Here is a 20,824-nt window from a genome sequence, read left to right on the forward strand (position 1 = left end):
CTAATGTTGTCTCGCGCTACATCCAAGTCTTATACCCTCTCTCCTTTTCACCATTCTAATAGCTGTAAAATCCTCTACCCGTTTTTCTTCCTAGCCATCCAGCCTTTACGTATTTACGAAGCAATGGACATGGACGATATTTGTCATCCCCGAAGCCTGCTTGAAGTGTTTCCATAATCAATAGGCACGTATCTAGGCCAATAAAGTCAGCTAACGCCAGCGGCCCCATTGGATGGTTCATTCCTAGCTTCATGACTTCATCAATTGCCTCTGGTGAAGCAACCCCTTCGTAAACGGTATAGATTGCTTCATTGATCATCGGCATTAAAATTCGGTTTGAGACGAAGCCTGGAAAATCATTTACTTCGACAGGTACTTTTTTTAACCTTTTTGCGAGATCTCGTGTTTGCTCATAGACCTCATCAGCAGTTGCTAATCCCCGAATAATTTCGACTAATGCCATAACGGGAACAGGATTCATAAAGTGCATCCCGATAACTCTTTCTGGCTGTTTCGTGGCGGCAGCAATTTCCGTGATTGGTAAGGAAGATGTGTTCGTTGCTAAAATGGCCTGTTCGTTTGCTAATCGATCAAGCTCCTGAAATAACGCTGTTTTCACGTCCATTTTTTCAACTACTGCTTCAATGACCATGTCACTTGAACTTGCGTTTGAAAGATCTAATGAGGTGGTAATTCTTTGAAGTGTTTCGTCCTTTTCTTGTCGTGATATTCGACCCTTTTCAAGTTGCTTTTGCAATTGTTTTTCAATAGATTGGTAACCTCTATTTAAAAATTCTTCTTTTAAATCGTGGAGAATGACAGTGAAATTAGCTTGTGCACACACTTGGGCAATTCCTGCACCCATTTGCCCAGAACCGATGACCATAATCTTTTGAATATCCATCCTCATCCCCCCTTGTCATTTCGACGGTTACACTTCGATCATAATCGCGTCACCTTGGCCCCCACCACTACAAATGGCTGCAATCCCAATTCCTCCACCTCTTCGTTTTAATTCATGAAGTAATGTAATAATAATTCTTGCTCCGCTCGCGCCAATCGGATGACCTAACGCAATTGCGCCTCCATTTACATTCACTTTTTCTGGGGAAAGATTTGCAATTTGGTTCGTTGCTAATGCGACTGTTGCGAACGCTTCATTAATCTCGAACAAATCAATGTCGTTGATAGTTTTGCCTGTTTTTTGTAGAAGCTCATTAATGACGAGGCCAGGTGTTTTCGGGAAATCCTTTGCTTCTAGCGCAACAGCTGTATGACCGATGATTGTCGCTAATGGTTTTCTTCCTTCCTTCTGTGCACGGTCAAGCCTCATGAGCACAAGTGCGCAAGCCCCATCATTAACGCCAGGTGCATTGCCTGCTGTCACTGTTCCATCGTGGTCAAATATAGGGGTTAATTTTGAAAGTTGTTCAAGTGAGGTATCTTTACGTGGTGCTTCGTCCCTTTCGATAAGGATTGGATCACCTTTCTTTTGCGGAACAGCTACTGGAACAATTTCTTCACGCAGTAAGCCAGTTTCTTGCGCTTTGACGGCAAGCTGGTGGCTTCTTAATGCCCATTCATCTTGTTGTGCACGAGTGATCTTTAATTCAGCTGATGCCTGGTTGCCATATATGCCCATGTGTACCCCCGTGAAACTACACGTGAGCCCATCATGGATCATTAAGTCTTTGATAGTATCATTATTCATGTTCAATCCGAAACGTACCTTTGGTAAGAGGTATGGTGCATGACTCATCGATTCCATCCCACCTGCTACGATCACTTCCTCATCACCTGCACGAATAATTTGATCGGCGAGCGTGACACTTCTTAACCCTGATGCACAGACTTTATTTATCGTCTCTGTTTTCACCTCCCAGGGAAGACCTGCATGACGCGCAGCTTGGCGTGAAGGGATTTGTCCTTGCCCACCTTGGAGGACATTACCTAAAATAACCTCCTGAACTTGTTCACTATCGACATTTGCGCGAAACAAAGCTTCTTTTATCGCCACTCCACCGAGCTCTGCTGCTGTTAATTGTGATAATGCTCCTAACAATTTGCCAACCGGTGTTCTTACCCCGCTTAATATCGCCGTTTTGATCATTCTTCTTCTCCCCTTTTTTTGAAATAGTATTTCAAAACAATTAAGATAGCGCTTACATTATAATTGAACGCTCACTCAATTTGAAGAGAATGCAAAGAGGAATCATCCCCTCTATGCATCCTATGATTTGAAAATCACGTAAGTGCCTATCCTTAGTTAGGATGCAAACTCTTTTTTGTTGGCTGTTTTCTAAATGATTGTTGTTTTTGATGGGTTAGAAGCCCGATTCAAGAAAAAAGAACCAAAGTGGTTACGTGTCCAAATCCAGACTAATGGAGCCTAATCGGTCACTATTGATGGCACTCTATATGTCAATAGCAACAAAGTTTGCGAAAACAGCCTTTTTGTTTGAAGATAACGGGGACAGACTTATGTTAACTTTTTTTAAAAATCATCCCCATTCTAAATTAGATGATTTTAGCTACTAGTAGAAGCACTTCATATGTGATTCACATTGCCCAAAATTGATTTTTCAAGCAGTTCTGCTACATCGTATGTGCTTACTTGGTCCTCAACTTCCTTCGCTTTCGTACCATCGCTAAGCATCGTTAAGCAGTATGGACAGCCTGAGCTAATGACAGAAGGACGGACAGCTAGCGCTTGTTCTGTTCTTGTTACATTAATCCGGCTACCAGTGTCTTCTTCCATCCACATTAAACCGCCTCCTGCCCCACAGCACATCCCTGTTTCACGATTTCGTTCCATCTCAACAAGCCTCGTACCAGGAATCGCCTTTAAAATCATCCGAGGTGCATCATATACTTCATTGTACCTTCCTAGATAACAGGAATCGTGGAAGGTAATGGTTTCATTTACTGGATGCTGTGGCGTTAATCTGCCTTCCTCAACTAACTTTGCAAGCAGCTCTGTATGGTGATACACTTCAGCTTCTAAACCGAAATCAGGGTATTCATTTTTAAAGATGTTATACGCATGTGGATCAATGGTGACAATCTTTTTCACACCACTTTTCACGAACTCATCGATATTCTTCGTTGCAAGGTCTTGGAATAAAAATTCATTTCCGAGACGGCGTGGTGTATCACCTGAGTTCTTTTCCTTGTTACCTAAAATCGCAAAGGTAACTTCCGCTTCATTTAAAAGCTTGGCAAAGGAGAGAGCGATTTTTTGACTGCGGTTGTCATATGAGCCCATTGAGCCAACCCAGAATAAGTATTCAAACTCCTCTAAAGCCTTGCTCATCTCCCTTACTGTAGGCACAACAACATCTGTGCCCGCTTCACGCCATGCTTCACGCTCTTTCCGATTTAGTCCCCACGGATTTCCTTGCCGTTCAATATTCGTCATCGCACGCTGCGCATCTGTGTCCAATTTCCCTTCAGTTAGCACAAGATAGCGGCGCAGATCAATAATTTTATCAACATGCTCATTCATCACCGGACATTGATCTTCACAGTTACGACAGGTTGTACATGCCCAGATTTCTTCTTCTGTGATGATTTCTCCAATTAAAGATGGATTGTAATCAATAGCAGTTGCTGCCGACTCCTTTGTCCCAGCACCCGCTGACATCATGGCAATTTTATTTCCTTTTGTATTGCTAAATGCGACAGCTGGTACCCAAGGCTGTTTCGCTGTTACGGCAGCACCTGTATTCGTTAAATGATCACGTAGTTTTAAAATTAGGTCCATTGGAGAGAGGATTTTTCCTGTCCCAGTAGCAGGACACATATTTGTACATCGCCCACATTCTACACATGCATACAGATCAATTAATTGCGGCTGCGTGAAATCTTCTATTTTCCCTACACCAAATGTTTCTTGTGTTTCGTCTTCAAAATCAATTTTTTCAAGCTTTCCTGGATTCGAAAGACGGTTAAAATACACATTTGCTGGTCCTGCAATTAAATGGGCGTGCTTCGACTGTGGCACATACACTAAAAATGTTAATAAACATAATAAATGAATCCACCATGCTACATAGAAGATGGCAATCGAACCTGTTTCTCCTACAAAACGAAGGATGTATGCCAGGGAGGATGCGATTGGCTCAGACCAGGTTAACTCATGACCGTGCCAGATGATTCCCGCTCCGTTGCCAAGAAGGACTGATAGCATAAGGCCTCCGATAAAAATCAAGACTAATCCTGATTTAACCCCTCGTTTTAGGCGGACAAGCTTTTCAACATAACGGCGATGGAACGCCCAAACGACTGCTACTAAAATCATAAACGTAACAATTTCTTGAAAAAGGGTAAATACTGGATATAATAAACCGAGGGGTAAATGAGCACCGGGTACGAGTCCTTTTATAATAAAATCAATCGCACCAAATTGAACAAGAATAAAGCCATAGAAAAACATGACATGGATTATGCCGCTTTTTTTATCCTTTAAAAGCTTCTTCTGTCCAAAAACATTTACCCAAATTTTACGAAGTCTTTCCTTTACTTCGCTATCAAACTGAACCTTTTTTCCGAGCTTAATGTACGCCATTCTCGTTCGAATTAAATAGACAAATAAATGAATTGAGTAAGCGGTCACAGTCGAAAAGGCAAGCAAATTCAGCCATAATAAGGCATTCATTTCTCTCCCTCCAATTTCTCATTTGTAAAAGGCACTTACTAATTCATACGTCTATCTTTTCATTTTTATTAAAATTTGAATTTTCTGAATTTAAATTATATTTCTATGATAGTAATGAATGGTCATTCAGTCAACAGTTTTTAGACTTGAATGTTCACGGATCATTTTGTGAATTTTTGTGAGGCTAACCTTAACTTTTACGCACGTAATGCGGGATAAAGCGAGACTTATCGGGCTTTTACTGGCAGTTATTCCACACCTCCACTGCTTCGATTCATCAGTAGCTTTAGAGGTAGGGAATTACTGCCAGTTAATGCGGGATAAAAATAACTTTAATTGTCAAAACTACGAAAAATAGTAACTGTACCCCTTACCATCTCTTTAACATGCTGCTAGGAGGATTAGTTATGACTATATTCATGATCATCGGCATTATCATAGTGGCACTTATTTGCTGGTTTACAATTGACTATCATTTAGGGAGAAAAAATCATCTTTCAACATCAAATTATACGCCATTTCTTCCTAAGAAAAGTGATATTGAACTTTTTACAGACGGGGAAAATCTTTTTCAAGATTTATTTGAAAGTATTAGAAATAGTACACAGAGCATTCATGTGCTGTTTTACATCGTCCAAAATGATCAGATAAGCAATGAATTTCTTTCTTTACTAGGCGAAAAGGCAAGTCAGGGGATAAAGGTTCGCCTTTTGCTCGATTATATTGGGAGTATTGAGTTAGATAAACAAAAGATTAAAAAGTTAAGGGAAAAGGGAGTCAAATTTGCGCGTGCACACTCACCACGCTTTCCATATCTTTTTTATACACTTCAAGCGAGAAATCATCGGAAGATCACCGTGATTGATGGTGAGATTGGTTACTTAGGTGGCTTTAATATTGGAAAGGAATACATCGGTCATGATCCCAAATTCGGTTTTTGGCGAGATTATCATTTAAAAATAACTGGTGAAGGTGTTTCGGATTTGCAGCAGCAATTTTTAAAGGATTGGTATGAGGCAACAGCAGAAAATCATCTTGAGGATCGACAATTCTTTCCGGAACAACAGGCAGGAAAAAGTACTCAAATGTTTATTTCCACGTATGGGGAGCACTTAGACAATCACTTTAAGGAACTTATTAGAGACGCAAAACAGGAAATCATCATCTGCTCCCCCTATTTTATCCCAGGTAAAGAGATTTTATATGAGTTATTAGATGCTTTAGCAAAGGGAGTAATGGTAAAAATTATGGTTCCAATGAAAGCAGATCATCCATTAGTAAAGCAAGCAGCATTTCCTTACTTTGGAAAATTACTGTTAGCTGGTTGTGAGATCTATCGTTATTATCACGGATTTTATCACGCTAAGGTCATTGTCATTGATGACCATGCATGTGATATTGGGACGGCAAATTTTGATAAACGAAGCTTATATGTAAACGATGAAATGACTTGCTTAATTTATGATCAGAATTTTGTTCGGTATGTAAAGGAACAAATTGCTGAGGATTTTCATACGTCTGAATTGCTAACCTATGATTTTTATCGAAAGCGCTCCTTTTTACACCGCTGTAAAGAGGCTGTGGCATCACTTGTATCACACTTTTTGTAGAGGATTTGATTGATCCAGATTAGGGGTGTGCTATTCTGTCCAATCATTTTTATATGAAATGCTCAGAAAAAAAGAAGGGTCACTCATTTGGTAAGTAATTCAGATAACGTGGAGAAAATGTTAAATTTCATATCAAAACGCTTGGACTCAAAAATCCAAGCGTTTTATTGTTTCGTTTTTGCCTTCTTCAAGCACCCGTTTGCACAATAGGAATGTAGTCATCCTATTGTTGAGGCTTCAATTTGAGAATCCACTCACTAATAAACCCCACTAATATCCCAACTACAATTGGTAGTAGAGAAATCTCAGTATACGAGAGTGAAACTTTAAATATAAGAACATCGATATTAGCTATAAAACCTATTATATATAGCAATATCATCATTCCAAATGATGCACATAACGGAATCCAAAAGGATTTACTCACTGCATCACCTCCATCTCAAGAATAGTAACTACTCCTTAAAATTGATTGTTTTTTCATCTATGTCACTATTTTTGTTTAACTCTACTGCGTGATTAGTGTAAGAACATTTCTACATAAACTCTTATATTCAATATAACATATTTTACCAAAACCCTGAATTACCTTTCAATTTACAGAAGAATGAACATACCCAATAGCAAACCTTTTAGCAGCGTGATATTGGGTATTGATTTAAGTTTAGGCTCTTTTCTAAAAGATTGTTGTTTTTAAACATAAAAAGATTAACAGCAGTTATAGAGCGGGACGAAAAATATGTCGAAAATTGAAGGTTGGTCGATACCTTGGTTATTTCGGACAATAAAATTCAAAACCAGACAATAAAACCTTGAGCTTGGACAAAAAATCTCAAGTTCTGACAATAAATCATGATTATGGACGATACATCATTTCGAAAAGTTAAATTAGAAATCAAGTAAGTTTAAAAACAACAAAGTTTACTAAAACAGCCTAAGTTTAAAATGCTTATAAACACTGATACGACAAAAAAATAGAGTGCTAAAACCTATGCGATTCAGCACTCTATTTGTTATGTTATTTCTGATTTCCTTCACAAAAACTGAACTACTTACTCATTTGAGAGCCCCTCTTATTAAGACAATGGTAAGTAATCTAAGTCGTGAAGTTCATAAAGACGATTGATTATTCTCCCCAAACCTTTTCTGAGATTTTTTTAATCAATTCTAGCTTTTTCCATTGGTCTTCCTCGGTTAATTCATTTCCCTCTTCTGTTGAAGAGAATCCACATTGCGGGCTTAAGCAAAGACGGTCTAGTGGTACATATTGAGCTGCCTCTTTAATACGTGCAATCACAGCCTCTTCATTTTCTAACTCTGGACTTTTGGAGGTAACAAGACCTAAGACAACCTGCTTGTCTCCGGAAAGATATTGAAGTGGTTCAAAACCACCTGCTCGCTCAGAATCAAATTCAAGGTAATAAGCATCTACATTTTCATTTCGGAATAATTCCTCTGAAACAGGATCATATCCACCAGAATAATGCCATGTCGAACGATAATTGCCTCGACAAACATGTGTTGTGACAATTAAATCTTCTGGTTTATCAGCAAGAATACGATTATTTAATTCGACATATTCTTTTGCCAATACATCTAAATCAATCTCTTCTTTTGCTGCGTTTTCACGATAGTTTTTATCACAAAGCACGGCCCAAACAACCTCATCCATTTGAATGTTACGGCAGCCTGCCCCGTAAAATGCATTGAATGCCTTTTTATATGCATGAACAATATCATTATATAAATCTCCTTTGTTTGGATAATGTTTTTTTGTATAGTCAATATTATGCGGTTTTGTAATTTCGTATAGAAATTGTACCGCTGAAGGTAATGTTTGTCTTGCAATCACGCCTTCAGGAACTAATGATTTCAAATATTTGTAATCCTCTAAAAAAGGATGTGTTGAAAAATCGATTTTACCTGTGACACGTGCTGTTTCCTTGCGTGTCTCAATTCCCTGAAAAGCAAGTCCAACTTCAGTAGCTGCTTTTTCTACACCATCTAATCCCCACATAAAATCAAGATGCCACCAACTACGGCGAAATTCACCGTCCGTTACAGACTGCAGTCCAACCTCAATTTGTTTATCAACAATGCGTTTAATTTCTTGATTTTCCACTTCCCGCAATTGTTCAGCTGTTATACTACCTTCTTGAAAGTCTCTTTTTGCTTTTTTAATACTTTCAGAGCGAAGTAAGCTCCCTACATGATCAGCTCTAAATGGAGCTTTAACTAAAGTTTTTTCCATAAACATTTTCCTTCTTTCTGAAAAGGCGATTCTCTTCTACATTTAATGTAAGATAAGTATATAATAGGGAATCACTTATAACCTAAGATATAAATTCTATCTCTTGCTATAGCTTTAAACTATATCGAGCTACAGATTATATATGTTACACTCTATGATTTTCTCCGTGCTACACTTACTCTCATAAACAAACGGTTATACCAATGAGTCATTATACATCGTAATTTTATTCAACATTTTATGGAGGTGCGCTATGAATCCTATTTCTTTCTTTGAGCAAAGCAAATTAAAACCGTTCCACATTCTGCTAGTTTTTTGGTTATTTATCATCCTGATGTTTGAAGGATATGATGTCGTGATCTATGGGGCTACAATTCCCTTCTTAAAAGAATCATGGGGGATTTCAGATATGATAGCCGGTTCCATCGGTAGCTATACAACCATTGGTACAGCTACTGGTGCAGTACTGTTCGGTCTATATTCGGATCGTTTTGGTCGTAAGAATATTATTATTTTAACGACACTGATGTTTAGTCTTTTTACAATGCTTTCAGGTTTTGCACCGAATGCAATCATCTTTACTATCTGTCGCGTAATTGCCGGCTTTGGGTTTGGTGGGGTTATGCCGAATATCGCTTCACTTATTTCTGAATATGCACCATTAAAATATCGTGCTGCTATCATTTCATTTATTTTTTGTGGATATTCAGTTGGGGCGATGGGTGCTTCCTTCATCGGTCAAGCGTTACTGCCTGATTTCGGATGGCAACCAGTTTACTGGATTGGCGGTATTTCTTTACTTTTTATTCCATTCATGTTAAAAGCGATTCCAGAATCACTTGATTACTTGCTTACTCACAAACAACACGACCAGATTGTGATGATTGTTAATAAAGTTCAACCAAGCGCTGCTACAACACTTGATTTTACTTATAAAAAGAAAGCACAAGCACAAAAATCACCCGTTAGTGCTCTTTTCACAAAAAAATTCGCTGTTACAACGATGATGTTTTGGTTAGCATGCTTCTGTACATTCATTTTAATGTATTCACTTAATACTTGGTTACCTACATTGATGCTACAGGCTGGTTATACCTTATCTTCAAGCTTAATGTTTGTTGCCGTGTTACAAATCGGTTCGATTGTTGGCACAGTCATACTTAGTAATATCATTCAAAAAGTAGGATTTAAAAATGTGTTAATTCCACTTTATTTAGTTGGTGCTATTTCTTTAACACTCATTGGCTTTTCTACGAATCTCTATTTAGCGTACTTTTTCATTTTTCTCATCGGTGCTGCAACAGTTGGTCTACAAAATATGTCAAATGCATTTGTTGCTGCGTATTATCCTGTCGAGATTCGATCGGCAGCACTTGGAAGTACAATGGCCTTTGGTCGCCTCGGCTCCATTGTGGCTCCGACTTATGTGGCGATGTTACTGACAATGAACCTACAACCACAATTTAACTTTATCGCCATTGGAATTGCCGCTGTATTCGGTATGATCGCATTGTTCTTCGTTAATGATAAACACGCCGATTATCAACCTGCCCATGAATCAGAGGCAAACAACACTGAAACAGCCCAGGCATTATAAAGTGAGACTTCCATCAGTGGGGGTTCTCCTCATCCCCCACTGATGGTTAGCGAAACTTATCGGATCTTTACGGGCAGTTATCTCCCTCTTATCTTCTTTGCTTCTCCTGAATCTTGAAGTGGGAGTTTTACTGCCCGTTAAGGTGGGATAAAGCGAAGGGATGTCTGAAAAAATTCGGACCTCCCTTCAGCATTATGGCTAGCATTTTTAACAACTTTATTGTAAATTAAACGGCTTTATTTGTAATTAAACAAATATACAAAAAAACTCAGATGAAGCTCTCATCTGAGTTTTTTCCTTTACATTTTTTCAGGTGCTGAAACACCGATTAATGTCAATGCGTTTTGCAATGTTGTTTGTGTTGCTTTCATTAAGCCAAGTCTTGCACGGCTTTTTTCTGTATTTTCAGGATCTAGCACCTTTTCAGCGTTGTAGAAGCTGTGTAGTGCTGCTGCTAAATCGTAGATATAGTTTGTAATACGATGTGGAATTCGCTTTTGGGCAGCTTCTGAAACTGCTTGTGGGAATTCGCCTAGTTTTTTCAATAGATCAAATTCTTTTTCAGAAACAATTTCATCTAGTTTTAAGTTTTCTTCATATGTGATTCCTTGCTCTTCACCTTGACGAAGCATACTACAAATACGTGCGTGTGCATATTGAGCATAGTAAACAGGGTTTTCATTTGATGTCGATACAGCAAGATCAAGATCAAAATCCATATGTGTATCCGCACTTCTCATCGCAAAGAAATAGCGAACCGCATCAAGACCAACCTCTTCGATTAAGTCTCTCATTGTGACAGCTTTTCCAGTACGCTTACTCATTTTCATCTTTTCACCATTTTTATACAGGTGAACAAGTTGAATGATTTCGACTTCTAGTGTTTCCTTACCATAGCCAAGCGCTTCAATCGCTGCTTTCATACGTGGAATGTAGCCATGATGATCAGCTCCCCACACATTGATCAGCTTCGTAAATCCACGGTCAAGCTTGTCCTTGTGGTAAGCAATATCAGGAGTTAAATACGTATAAGAGCCATCATTTTTGATCAATACACGGTCTTTGTCATCACCAAACGTTGTTGAGCGGAACCAAGTTGCTCCTTCTTCTTCGTAGATATGACCTTTTTCCGTTAATTTCGCAAGCGCCTCATCAATTTTCCCATTATGGTAAAGTGATGTCTCAGAGTACCATACATCAAAAGAAACGCGGAACTCTTCAAGGTCAGCTTTCAACTTGCCCATTTCGTACTTCAAGCCATATTCTCTAAAGAAGCTTAAACGCTCGTCACGATTTTGCTCAACGAATTTGTCACCATACTCTTCAGCAAGTTTTTTCCCAATTCCAACGATATCCTCACCGTGATAACCATCTTCAGGCATTTCAGCATCTTTACCTAGAGCTTGTAGATAACGAGCTTCAATTGAGTTCGCTAAGTTGTTAATTTGATTTCCAGCGTCATTGATGTAATATTCACGTGACACATCATAGCCTGCTTTTGCTAAAACTTTGCATAAGGAATCGCCTACTGCTGCACCACGAGCATGACCTAAATGAAGGTCGCCTGTTGGATTTGCTGAAACAAATTCAACTTGCACCTTTTCGTTGTTACCGATGGTTGATTCACCGTAGCTAGATCCAGCTTTAATAATAGACGGGATTAGCTCCGCTAGATAGCTATTGTTCATGTAAAAATTAATAAAGCCTGGGCCAGCGATTTCGATTTTATCGATTGATCCTTTTTCTTTATCAATGTTGGCAACAATCTCATCAGCGATCATACGAGGTGCCTTTTTTGCCACACGCGCAAGCTGCATCGCCATATTCGTCGAATAATCTCCGTGTGCTTTTTCTTTTGGAAGTTCTAAAAGAACGTCGGGAATTTGCGTTTCTTCTGCAAGACCTGCTTTGACGACAGCGGCTTTGATTTCATCTTTTAACTGTTCTTTCACTTGTTGGACGATATTCATTTTTGCTCCTCCTTATATGTAATCATTAGTTTATGTACATGCGTTTCATTTTCATCTATTTTCAAATCATATAAAATAATGAGCTTACCTTCAAGCTCATGTTGATCAAATGATAACGATTCTGTATGTGTTTCTAACTGAAGTTTTCCAAAAGGGGTCGAGTAATCTGTTAGGGTTAGCGTTCCGAGCCTAAAACGTTGCTTCATTGTCACAGCTCCTGAGCGCATAACAACGACGTCATTTTCAGCTATTTTGACAGTTGTTTTGACAAAGCCAAGCTCATGCTTTTCTTCATAGCGTACGTAAATCGTCTTCCCTTTTAGAAAATATTCTCCGGTTGTCGTTACTTCAATGGTTTCTATTTCTTTGTCATGCTGACTTTGGATTTCCGATAAAACGTGGATTTTAATAGGTGTGCTTTTTGACATATAGACACTCCCTTTTCATCTACCTACTTAACTTTAATAGTATAAGGAACGATTTGCAACTTCGCAAGGGGGAATATGGGGTTGTTTGTTCCTCAGCTTACCAACATTCACTTTAAAATAAAAAACAGCAAACACAGGCAAATTAATTATTTATGATCTCTCTAAAACAAAAGGCTACAAAGAGACTCACTCAAATGCGATTGTATAACAGCTAATTTGACTGAGCCTCTTTTATCAGTGTTTATTTACATTCATGTTCATCCAAAAAGCAAAACTTATACACTCTGTTTTTCAACCTATTTCTTTTCTTTAAGAATATTATGAGGAAAAGTCTAGAATTTCTACTCTAATAATAAGATGAATCGACTAAAACCATCTATAAAATACATTTTACGGTTAATGAGGATTCTAAATATTCTGGGCAACCGTTGCTTTCTATCGCTCTAATACTAATTACATCTCCTTCACTTACATGGCTTTGAACTATTTTTCCTATTGTTAGAGTGACTGTCGTTATCTTACCAACACTAGCTTGGAACCTAGAACCTGAAATAAAATTATCTCCATTGTAAATTCCGAAAATGACTGATTCGTTCCCCGGACTTAGTCTAACGGTAACATTTGCTGTTATTTCATATACACCAGCGGTTAATAACGTAATAGAATTTGCGGTAATATCTAGAGCAGCGCCTACCGCTGGTCCCATGGAGTCGAATTCAAGATTTTCCCCTTCAATAATAGGATGTAATTTTACATCTGTGTACAAAGATCCGAATGCCAAAATACCTCCTGAAGGTCCTCGCTTCCCCTGAGGTCCTCTGTCTCCTTTTGGACCTTGTGACCCTGGTTCTCCCTTTGGACCTTGTGATCCGGGTTCTCCTTTTGGACCTCGTGACCCTGGTTCTCCCTTTGGACCTTGTGATCCGGGTTCTCCTTTTGGACCTTGTGACCCTGGTTCTCCCTTTGGACCTTGTGATCCGGGTTCTCCTTTTGGACCTTGTGACCCTGGTTCTCCCTTTGGACCTTGTGATCCGGGTTCTCCTTTTGGACCTTGTAATCCGGGTTCTCCTTTTGGACCTTGTAATCCGGGTTCTCCCTTTGGACCTTGTGATCCCGCTTCTCCTTTTGGACCTTGTGATCCGGGTTCTCCTTTTGGACCTTGTGATCCGGGTTCTCCTTTTGGTCCTTGTGATCCGGGTTCTCCCTTTGGACCTTGTGATCCGGGTTCTCCCTTTGGACCTTTTGACCCTGGTTCTCCTTTTGGACCTTTTGATCCGGGTTCTCCCTTTGGACCTTTTGATCCCGCTTCTCCCTTTGGACCTTGTGATCCGGGTTCTCCTTTTGGACCTTGTGATCCCGCTTCTCCTTTTGGACCTTGTGACCCTGGTTCTCCTTTTGGACCTTGTGACCCTGGTTCTCCCTGTGGTCCTTGTGACCCCGCTTCTCCCTGTGGTCCTTGTGATCCGGGTTCTCCCTGTGGTCCTTGTGACCCTGCTGGTCCCTGTGGTCCTTGTGACCCTGGTTCTCCCTGTGGTCCTTGTGATCCTGCTGGTCCCCGTGGTCCCTGTGACCCTGGTTCTCCCTTTGGACCTCGGGATCCTGCTGGTCCCTGTGGTCCTGGTCGTCCTTGAAATCCACGCGGTCCTCTTGGACCTTTCTCACAAATGCATTTATGTTTCTCGCATTTATGTTTCTCGCATTTATGTTCAATTTCTTGGTTTTTATTTTTCCTACACCGAGGACAATTACAATTTTCACTGTTCACAGAAAATCCTCCTTTTTTCTACTCCTCAATAAAGTATGATAATTGACCTAATTGTTGAATTTTCCCAAAGAAATAATGATACGTTTTTTAAAACAACATTTATCAGAGGGTATACTTTTCAAAAGGCTGTTTTCTAAATGATTGTTGTTTTTTGATGGGCTAGAAGCCCGAAGCAATGGAAAAGGAGCCAAAGTGCTCACTAATAAAGGGGGTTCCAGAAAAAGGTTAGCTTTCGATAAATAGCCAATCTCTTAAGGATTCTCAATACGCTTACCATCAAATTTTACAATTTCATTGACCAGTAGAATCTAAACACAAGTACAAAAGGACGAAACCTATGTGGTTTCGTCCTCAAATATATACAGTATGTTTTTTCCTCGAAGTGGAATCTAGTTGATGCTAGTCGTTATTTCCCGATAAATTGTTGAGTCCAGTAGTTTCCATTTGCTACATGACCAACACCAATATGAGTAAAGCTTGAACTTAAAATATTCTGACGATGACCAGCACTATTCATCCAAGCGTTAACGACCTCTTCTGGTGAACGTTGACCTTTTGCAATGTTTTCTCCTGCTGTTTTATATGTGATGCCAAATTTCTTCATCATATCAAATGGAGATCCATAACTTGGACTAGTATGTGAGAAATAATTGTTTTTTTGCATGTCCGATGATTTCTCACGAGCAACCTTACTTAATGAAAGATCAACTTTAAGTGCTGGTAGTCCATTTTTTACTCGTTGCTGATTTGTTAAATCTACTACTTTTTGTTCGTATGCACTTAGTTTATATGCAGACTGGTTTGTTTGATTCGGTTGTTGAGAAGCTTGAGGTTGCTTGACAGCTGGTTGTTGGGATGTTACTGGTGTTGCTTTTTTAACTACCTTCGCTTGAACTGGTTGACTTTTTTGTTGCTGGGATGCTACCGGTGTTGCCTTTTTAACTATCTTAATTTGAACTGGCTGACTTGTTGATTGCTTTACTTGGTAGTTTTGTAGATTTATCTTTACTAGTTGATTAATTTGATCTGAATTACTATTCCCTGAATAATAATATACTTTTGCCTCTGTTTTCGTATTATTTGAAGCTGCGTCTGCTTGATTTGCGATCGGATTTGCCATTAATAGAGCGATTCCCGCAACTACTGACACTATCACTTTTTTCTTCATTTGCTTCCATCCTCCTTGATTGTTCACTTAATTCGCATCTATCGTAACATGCATTTTTTTGTAATATTACAGGCAAGATTTAGCAATTTATTTTTCCATTCTTGGTAATAGGAGAATTGACTTATCCACTACTCCTTTATTAACTCCCTCTATTAATCTTTTAGTAGAACATGATAAACCTATCTAAAAATAGTAAAATAATCACTACCATTGTAATAATTTGGTTACCAATGCGAAAACATATTCTTTTTCTCCTATTGACACCTTTCTACAAACCCAAGCTTTGTTACAGATATAACTAGGATGTTACAAAATTTAAGGTTAAGCTCCGTTCACAGAACAAAAGCGGAAGCGCCTTGATCAGCCTCAGGCATAGCATAAGACGCTTTTGAATAGAAGGCGTACTTTGCCTTCAATTCAAAAGTGGCTTATGACCTCGAGGGGCTAGGCGCTTACGCTTGCTGTCGTGCACTTATCCACAGTACAAGAATTTTATAATTTCCTAAACAACAAAAAAGAGCCTGACACCTTTATATTGTCAGACTCCTCACTGTTACGATTATTACCCTTTCTTCTGTACCCAGCCTAAGATCATTTCTCTTAAAATCTTACTAGCTGTGTTAGCTGTTTGCTCAGAAGAATCATAAATTGGTGCAACCTCTACTAAATCAGAACCGACTACGCGGACATCCGATTTTGCAATTTCATGAATCGATGCTAGAAGCTCTTTAGATGTAATTCCTCCTGCATCAACTGTTCCTGTACCTGGTGCATGTGCTGGATCTAGAACGTCGATATCAATCGTTACGTAAACAGGACGACCCGCAAGCTTTGGTAAAACTTCCTTTAATGGTTCAAGGACATCAAATTTAGCGATGTGCATGCCAACTTCTTTTGCCCATTGGAACTCTTCTTTCATTCCAGAACGAATGCCAAATGAGTAGACATTTGTTGGTCCGATTAAATCAGCAATTTTTTTAATCGGAGTTGAATGTGATAATGGTTCACCTTCATATTCATCACGTAAATCTGTGTGTGCATCCATATGGATAATAGCTAAGTCAGGGTATTTTTTGTACATAGCTTTCATAACCGGCCATGATACTAAATGTTCGCCACCCATTCCTAGAGGATATTTATCATCAGCTAGTAATTGGTCAATGTATTCCTCAATCATATCAATGCTTCTTTGCGGATTACCGAATGGCAATGGAATATCACCAGCATCGTAATACTTTACTTCATCTAGTTCACGATCTAAATATGCGCTGTATTCCTCAAGTCCAATTGATACTTCACGAATCCGCGCTGGGCCAAAGCGTGAGCCTGGTCTGTAGCTAACTGTCCAGTCCATTGGCATCCCGTAAATGACCGCTTCACTTTCTTCATAATTAGGGTGACTTTTGATAAATACATTTCCTGAATAGGCTTCATCAAATTTCATGATCGTTTCCTCCTAAAAAAAAGTGAGAGGCATATCCCCTCACTTTGAACAGTATTTTTTGATTTACTAGAAATTATGTGGTTTTGAATTAGTTTTCGTGTCTAGCTTCAGCACCTAGCTCCTCGAGTCATAAGTCAATCCGTAATTGAAGGCAAAGTACGCCTTCTATTACGGCTCGTCTTATGCTTGTCGGGTCTGAGCAAGGCGCTTCCGCTTTTCGTTGTGTCTAGCTTCAGCGCCTAGACCCTCGAGTCATAAGTCAATCCGTAATTGAAGGCAAAGTACGCCTTCTATTACGGCTCGTCTTATGCTTGTCGGGTCTGAGCAAGGCGCTTCCGCTTTTCGTTGTGTCTAGCTTCAGCACCTAGACCCTCGAGTCATAAGTCAATCCGTAATTGAAGGCAAAGTGCGCCTTCTATTACGGCTCGCCTTATGCTTGTCGGGTCTGAGCAAGGCGCTTCCGCTTTTCGTATTATTTAATTAAATCACTAACAAACTTCGGTAAAACAAAGCTAGCTTTGTGCAATTCTTTCGTGTAATATTTCGTTTCAATTTCATGGAAGCGGTCTTCGCTAACTTCAATTGGATCATATCTTTTTGATCCGATTGTGAATGTCCATAAGCCACTTGGGTATGTTGGAATGTTCGCAGTGTAAAGACGTGTGATTGGGAAGATTTCTTTTACATCACGTTGAACATTTGTGATTAGCTCTGGTGTGAACCATGGGTTATCTGTTTGAGCTACGAAAATACCGTCTTCTTTAAGCGCTTTTGAAATACCAGCATAGAAGCCTTTTGTGAATAGGTTAACAGCAGGTCCCATTGGTTCAGTAGAATCTACCATAATAACGTCATATTCATTTTCGCTTTCTGCAATGTGCATGAAGCCGTCCCCAACTTTTACTTCAACGCGTGGATCGTCAAGCTTTCCTGCAATTTCAGGAAGGAATTTTTTTGAATACTCGATAACCTTGCCATCGATATCAACAAGTGTTGCTTTCTTCACTTGAGGATGCTTCAACACTTCACGGATAACACCGCCATCTCCACCACCTACAACAAGAACGTTTTCAGGGTTAGGATGAGTAAATAAAGGAACGTGAGCTACCATTTCATGATAAACAAATTCATCCTTTTGAGAAGTCATCACCATTCCATCAAGGAAAAGCATATTACCGAATTCTTCTGTTTCAACCATTTCTAAATATTGAAAATCTGTTTGCTCTGTATGTAACGTTTGTTTAATTTTTAACGTAATCCCAAAATTCTTTGTTTGTTTTTCTGTGTACCATAATTCACTCATGATTATCATCCTTTCAGCGTATCGCTCTCTACTTTCTATTTATCCCAATTACTTACAGGTAAAAACCTAAAAGCGAAGAATTTGTGTATGTAACTTGTTTTCTTATTTTAACCGGCGAGTCCTTTGAACATCCGGAAAATGAAATAATAAATTCTTAAGACTTTGGGTAAGCACCTTATGTATCTTTTAGGCTGACCTGAGCGATTTTGCTTTCATATTAAGAAACCTAAAAAAAGTATAGATGAATCTAGACAAATTGCAAGATGAATTTCAAGACTTTTTATCAAAATGTTTAAAAAGCTTAAAAATAACTTATAATGGCTAACAGTGTCCATGTACAGATTCTTATCTAGAACGGAGGTGCGCAGGATGGATATTATTACACCTAAACGAATTCGGATAACGTTAAAAACAATACGTGCTATCACGTTTATTAGTCTACTATTATTAATCCTTTTTTCGAGCATCGTTCTTAGTATTGTTTTGTATGCAAAATGGCAAGGGCCTCCTTCTTTAACAGTGCCACAATCAACGATTATTTATGCAAGTGATGGGGCAAAGATAGGAGAATTACACAATGGTCAAAAACGCTATTGGGTAAGCCTTGATGATATTTCTGACTCTGTCCTGCAAGCAACGATCGCCATTGAGGACCGTAGTTTCTATGACCATCATGGTTTTGATTATAAAAGGATTGCAGGAGCCGCTTTAGCTGATTTAAAGGCGATGTCAAAGGTACAGGGAGCTAGTACGATTACCCAGCAATATGCTCGTAATCTATTTTTACAGCATGAAAAAACATGGCAACGGAAAGCAACGGAAGCTCTCTATACGATACGATTAGAACAGAATTATAGTAAGGATGAAATTCTAGAGGGTTATTTAAATACGATTTATTATGGACATGGCGTTTATGGAATCGAGGCTGCGGCTAACTATTACTTTGGAAAGAGCGCGAGGCAGCTCTCATTAGCAGAAGCGGCGATGCTTGCAGGCATTCCGAAAGGTCCTACCCTTTATTCTCCCTATGCCAATCAAGAAAAGGCAAAAGAAAGACAAAAACTCATTTTGAAAACAATGGAAGAGAATGGGTATATCACCACGAAGCAGCTAAATCAGGCCGTTCATGAAAACCTTGTTTATCTCACAAGGGCTGAAGAAGCCCAAAAGAGTATAGCACCTTATTTTCAAGATGCTATGATGAGTTCTTTAGTTGATAAATTACAGATCGATGAGCAAACAATTCAAACTAAAGGGTTAAAAATTTATACGACATTGGATGCAAGCATGCAAAAGATTGCAGAGGACATTGTCGAGAATTCAATCGAGGACAAATCGGAAATTCAAGCTGGTTTTGTAGCAATTGATCCAAAAACAGGGTATGTTAAGGCATTGATTGGTGGGCGAGATTACGGAAAAAGTCCCTTCAATCGCGCAACACAAGCGAAAAGGCAGCCAGGTTCAACGATAAAGCCTTTATTATATTATGAGGCAATCAACAATGGATTTACCCCATCAACTGAAATGATGAGTGAACCAACGTCCTTTGCATATGATGATGGGATGGCAACCTATAAACCTAGCAACTATAACGATTATTATGCGAATGACTTTATTACAATGCTCCAGGCCATCGCTCTGTCTGATAACATCTACGCTGTGAAAACTCATATCTTTCTCGGAATGGAGATGTTGGTGAAAGCTGGTGAGCAATTTGGTCTTCAAACGAAAATCAAAGAAGTCCCTTCAGCAGCATTAGGTACATCACCCGTCCGATTAATTGATATTGTCAATGCATACGGAATGCTTGAAAATAATGGAAATAAAATCGAACCTACCTTTGTAACGAAGGTTGAGGATCGAAACGGGGAAGTCATTTATCAAGCAGACAAGAATAATAAACAAGTCTTAAATGAGCAAGCTGCTTTTGTGACAACTCATATGATGACAGGTATGTTTGATACAAAGTTAAATGATTACACATCTGTTACAGGTCATTCCATTGCTGACTCCTTAACAAGAGACTATGCTGGAAAGTCAGGGACAACATCTACTGACAGCTGGATGATTGGTTTTTCTCCACAACTAGTTGCTGGTGTATGGACGGGATATGATAAAGGGAAAAAAATTGAACTCGTTCAAGAGAAAAGCTATGCAAAAACAATTTGGGCTCAGTTCATGGAAAAGGCATTGGAGGATCAATCTGTAAAATCATTTCGACCTCCAGACGGAGTCACAGGTGTGTATATTAATCCTGCTAGTGGAAAGCTGGCTACTGAGGAGTGTCCAACCAAAAGACTCACTTATTATATCGAGGGCACTGAGCCAACAGAATATTGTTCAGAACACGTACCAGACGTAAATGAGGATGGAGCCAATGTTCACAAGGAGAAGAAAGAAGGCTGGCTCAAGTTCTTTAAATGGTGGGATTAATTGAATGTGAGAGCGCCCTTTTCTTGTTTTCGCTCGGCGCCTAAGGAAGTGAAAAACCCCGAACAGAGTTGTGAGGTGACCCCTAAAAGTTAGAGTTTTATATTAAGCAGCTAATTGGCTGGTATGAATCCGATATTGAACAGGACTCATGCCTGCCAACTTTTGCTTTATACGCTTGGTATTATAATACTCTATATA

16 protein-coding genes are annotated in these 20,824 nt (G+C 39.1%); 3 read left to right on the forward strand and 13 right to left on the reverse strand.

Annotated elements, in window-relative coordinates; translation table 11 throughout:
* Positions 1–55 precede the first annotated feature (55 nt).
* The 3 genes from K9V48_RS02570 to K9V48_RS02580 form a co-directional block, all read right to left on the reverse strand.
* Complete coding sequence (locus K9V48_RS02570; protein WP_224136642.1) at positions 56–904, reverse strand: 3-hydroxybutyryl-CoA dehydrogenase; 849 nt, start codon at positions 902–904, stop codon at positions 56–58.
* A gap of 27 nt (positions 905–931) precedes the next feature.
* Entirely contained in the window at positions 932–2,110 is a 1,179-nt protein-coding gene (locus K9V48_RS02575; RefSeq protein ID WP_224136643.1) for an acetyl-CoA C-acetyltransferase, read from the reverse strand.
* Between the two features lie 438 nt (positions 2,111–2,548).
* Entirely contained in the window at positions 2,549–4,657 is a 2,109-nt protein-coding gene (locus K9V48_RS02580; RefSeq protein WP_224136645.1) for a (Fe-S)-binding protein, read from the reverse strand.
* A gap of 407 nt (positions 4,658–5,064) precedes the next feature.
* Here K9V48_RS02580 and cls point away from each other — a divergent pair, with 407 nt between their 5' ends.
* Positions 5,065–6,267, forward strand: a complete 1,203-nt coding sequence (gene cls, locus K9V48_RS02585; RefSeq protein WP_224136647.1) for a cardiolipin synthase — start codon at positions 5,065–5,067, stop codon at positions 6,265–6,267.
* A gap of 223 nt (positions 6,268–6,490) precedes the next feature.
* Here the strand turns inward: cls and K9V48_RS02590 are convergent, their stop codons facing one another.
* Together K9V48_RS02590 and K9V48_RS02595 are read right to left on the reverse strand one after the other, a co-directional pair.
* Positions 6,491–6,694 carry an ATPase gene (locus tag K9V48_RS02590; RefSeq protein ID WP_224136649.1) on the reverse strand — a complete coding sequence of 68 codons (204 nt, stop codon included), beginning with the start codon at positions 6,692–6,694 and terminating at the stop codon, positions 6,491–6,493.
* A gap of 699 nt (positions 6,695–7,393) precedes the next feature.
* Complete coding sequence (locus tag K9V48_RS02595) at positions 7,394–8,518, reverse strand: 5-methyltetrahydropteroyltriglutamate--homocysteine S-methyltransferase (protein WP_224136650.1); 1,125 nt, start codon at positions 8,516–8,518, stop codon at positions 7,394–7,396.
* 253 nt (positions 8,519–8,771) lie between these two features.
* On the opposite strand from K9V48_RS02595, the gene K9V48_RS02600 reads away from it, so the two are divergent.
* Positions 8,772–10,115 (forward strand): MFS transporter, encoded by a 1,344-nt coding sequence (locus tag K9V48_RS02600; RefSeq protein WP_224136651.1) that lies wholly within the window; start codon positions 8,772–8,774, stop codon positions 10,113–10,115.
* A gap of 299 nt (positions 10,116–10,414) precedes the next feature.
* On the opposite strand, the gene argS is transcribed toward K9V48_RS02600, so the two are convergent.
* From argS to speE, 7 genes are all read right to left on the reverse strand, one after another.
* A complete protein-coding gene (argS, locus tag K9V48_RS02605) occupies positions 10,415–12,085 on the reverse strand; it encodes an arginine--tRNA ligase (RefSeq protein WP_224136652.1) in 1,671 nt (556 codons plus the stop codon).
* Positions 12,082–12,513, reverse strand: coding sequence for a YwiB family protein (locus K9V48_RS02610; protein ID WP_224136653.1), 432 nt, complete (start codon positions 12,511–12,513; stop codon positions 12,082–12,084). The genes argS and K9V48_RS02610 overlap by 4 nt, the downstream gene beginning before the upstream one ends.
* Positions 12,514–12,889: 376 nt before the next feature.
* Positions 12,890–13,294 (reverse strand): hypothetical protein, encoded by a 405-nt coding sequence (locus K9V48_RS02615; protein WP_224136654.1) that lies wholly within the window; start codon positions 13,292–13,294, stop codon positions 12,890–12,892.
* Positions 13,264–14,271 (reverse strand): hypothetical protein, encoded by a 1,008-nt coding sequence (locus tag K9V48_RS02620; RefSeq protein ID WP_224136655.1) that lies wholly within the window; start codon positions 14,269–14,271, stop codon positions 13,264–13,266. The genes K9V48_RS02615 and K9V48_RS02620 overlap by 31 nt, the downstream gene beginning before the upstream one ends.
* A 413-nt stretch (positions 14,272–14,684) precedes the next feature.
* Complete coding sequence (locus K9V48_RS02625) at positions 14,685–15,446, reverse strand: CAP domain-containing protein (RefSeq protein WP_224136656.1); 762 nt, start codon at positions 15,444–15,446, stop codon at positions 14,685–14,687.
* Positions 15,447–16,008: 562 nt separating this feature from the next.
* Entirely contained in the window at positions 16,009–16,890 is an 882-nt protein-coding gene (speB, locus tag K9V48_RS02630; RefSeq protein ID WP_224136657.1) for an agmatinase, read from the reverse strand.
* A gap of 472 nt (positions 16,891–17,362) precedes the next feature.
* A complete protein-coding gene (speE, locus tag K9V48_RS02635; RefSeq protein WP_224136658.1) occupies positions 17,363–18,193 on the reverse strand; it encodes a spermidine synthase in 831 nt (276 codons plus the stop codon).
* Between the two features lie 369 nt (positions 18,194–18,562).
* On the opposite strand from speE, the gene K9V48_RS02640 reads away from it, so the two are divergent.
* On the forward strand, positions 18,563–20,626 hold the full coding sequence (locus tag K9V48_RS02640) for a transglycosylase domain-containing protein (protein ID WP_224136659.1): 2,064 nt from the start codon (positions 18,563–18,565) through the stop codon (positions 20,624–20,626).
* 102 nt (positions 20,627–20,728) lie between these two features.
* Here K9V48_RS02640 and K9V48_RS02645 read toward each other — a convergent pair.
* Positions 20,729–20,824 (reverse strand): IS3 family transposase (locus K9V48_RS02645; protein WP_224136671.1); only part of this gene is annotated, 96 nt, incomplete at its 5' end.

It is taken from the genome of Metabacillus rhizolycopersici, assembly GCF_020075705.1.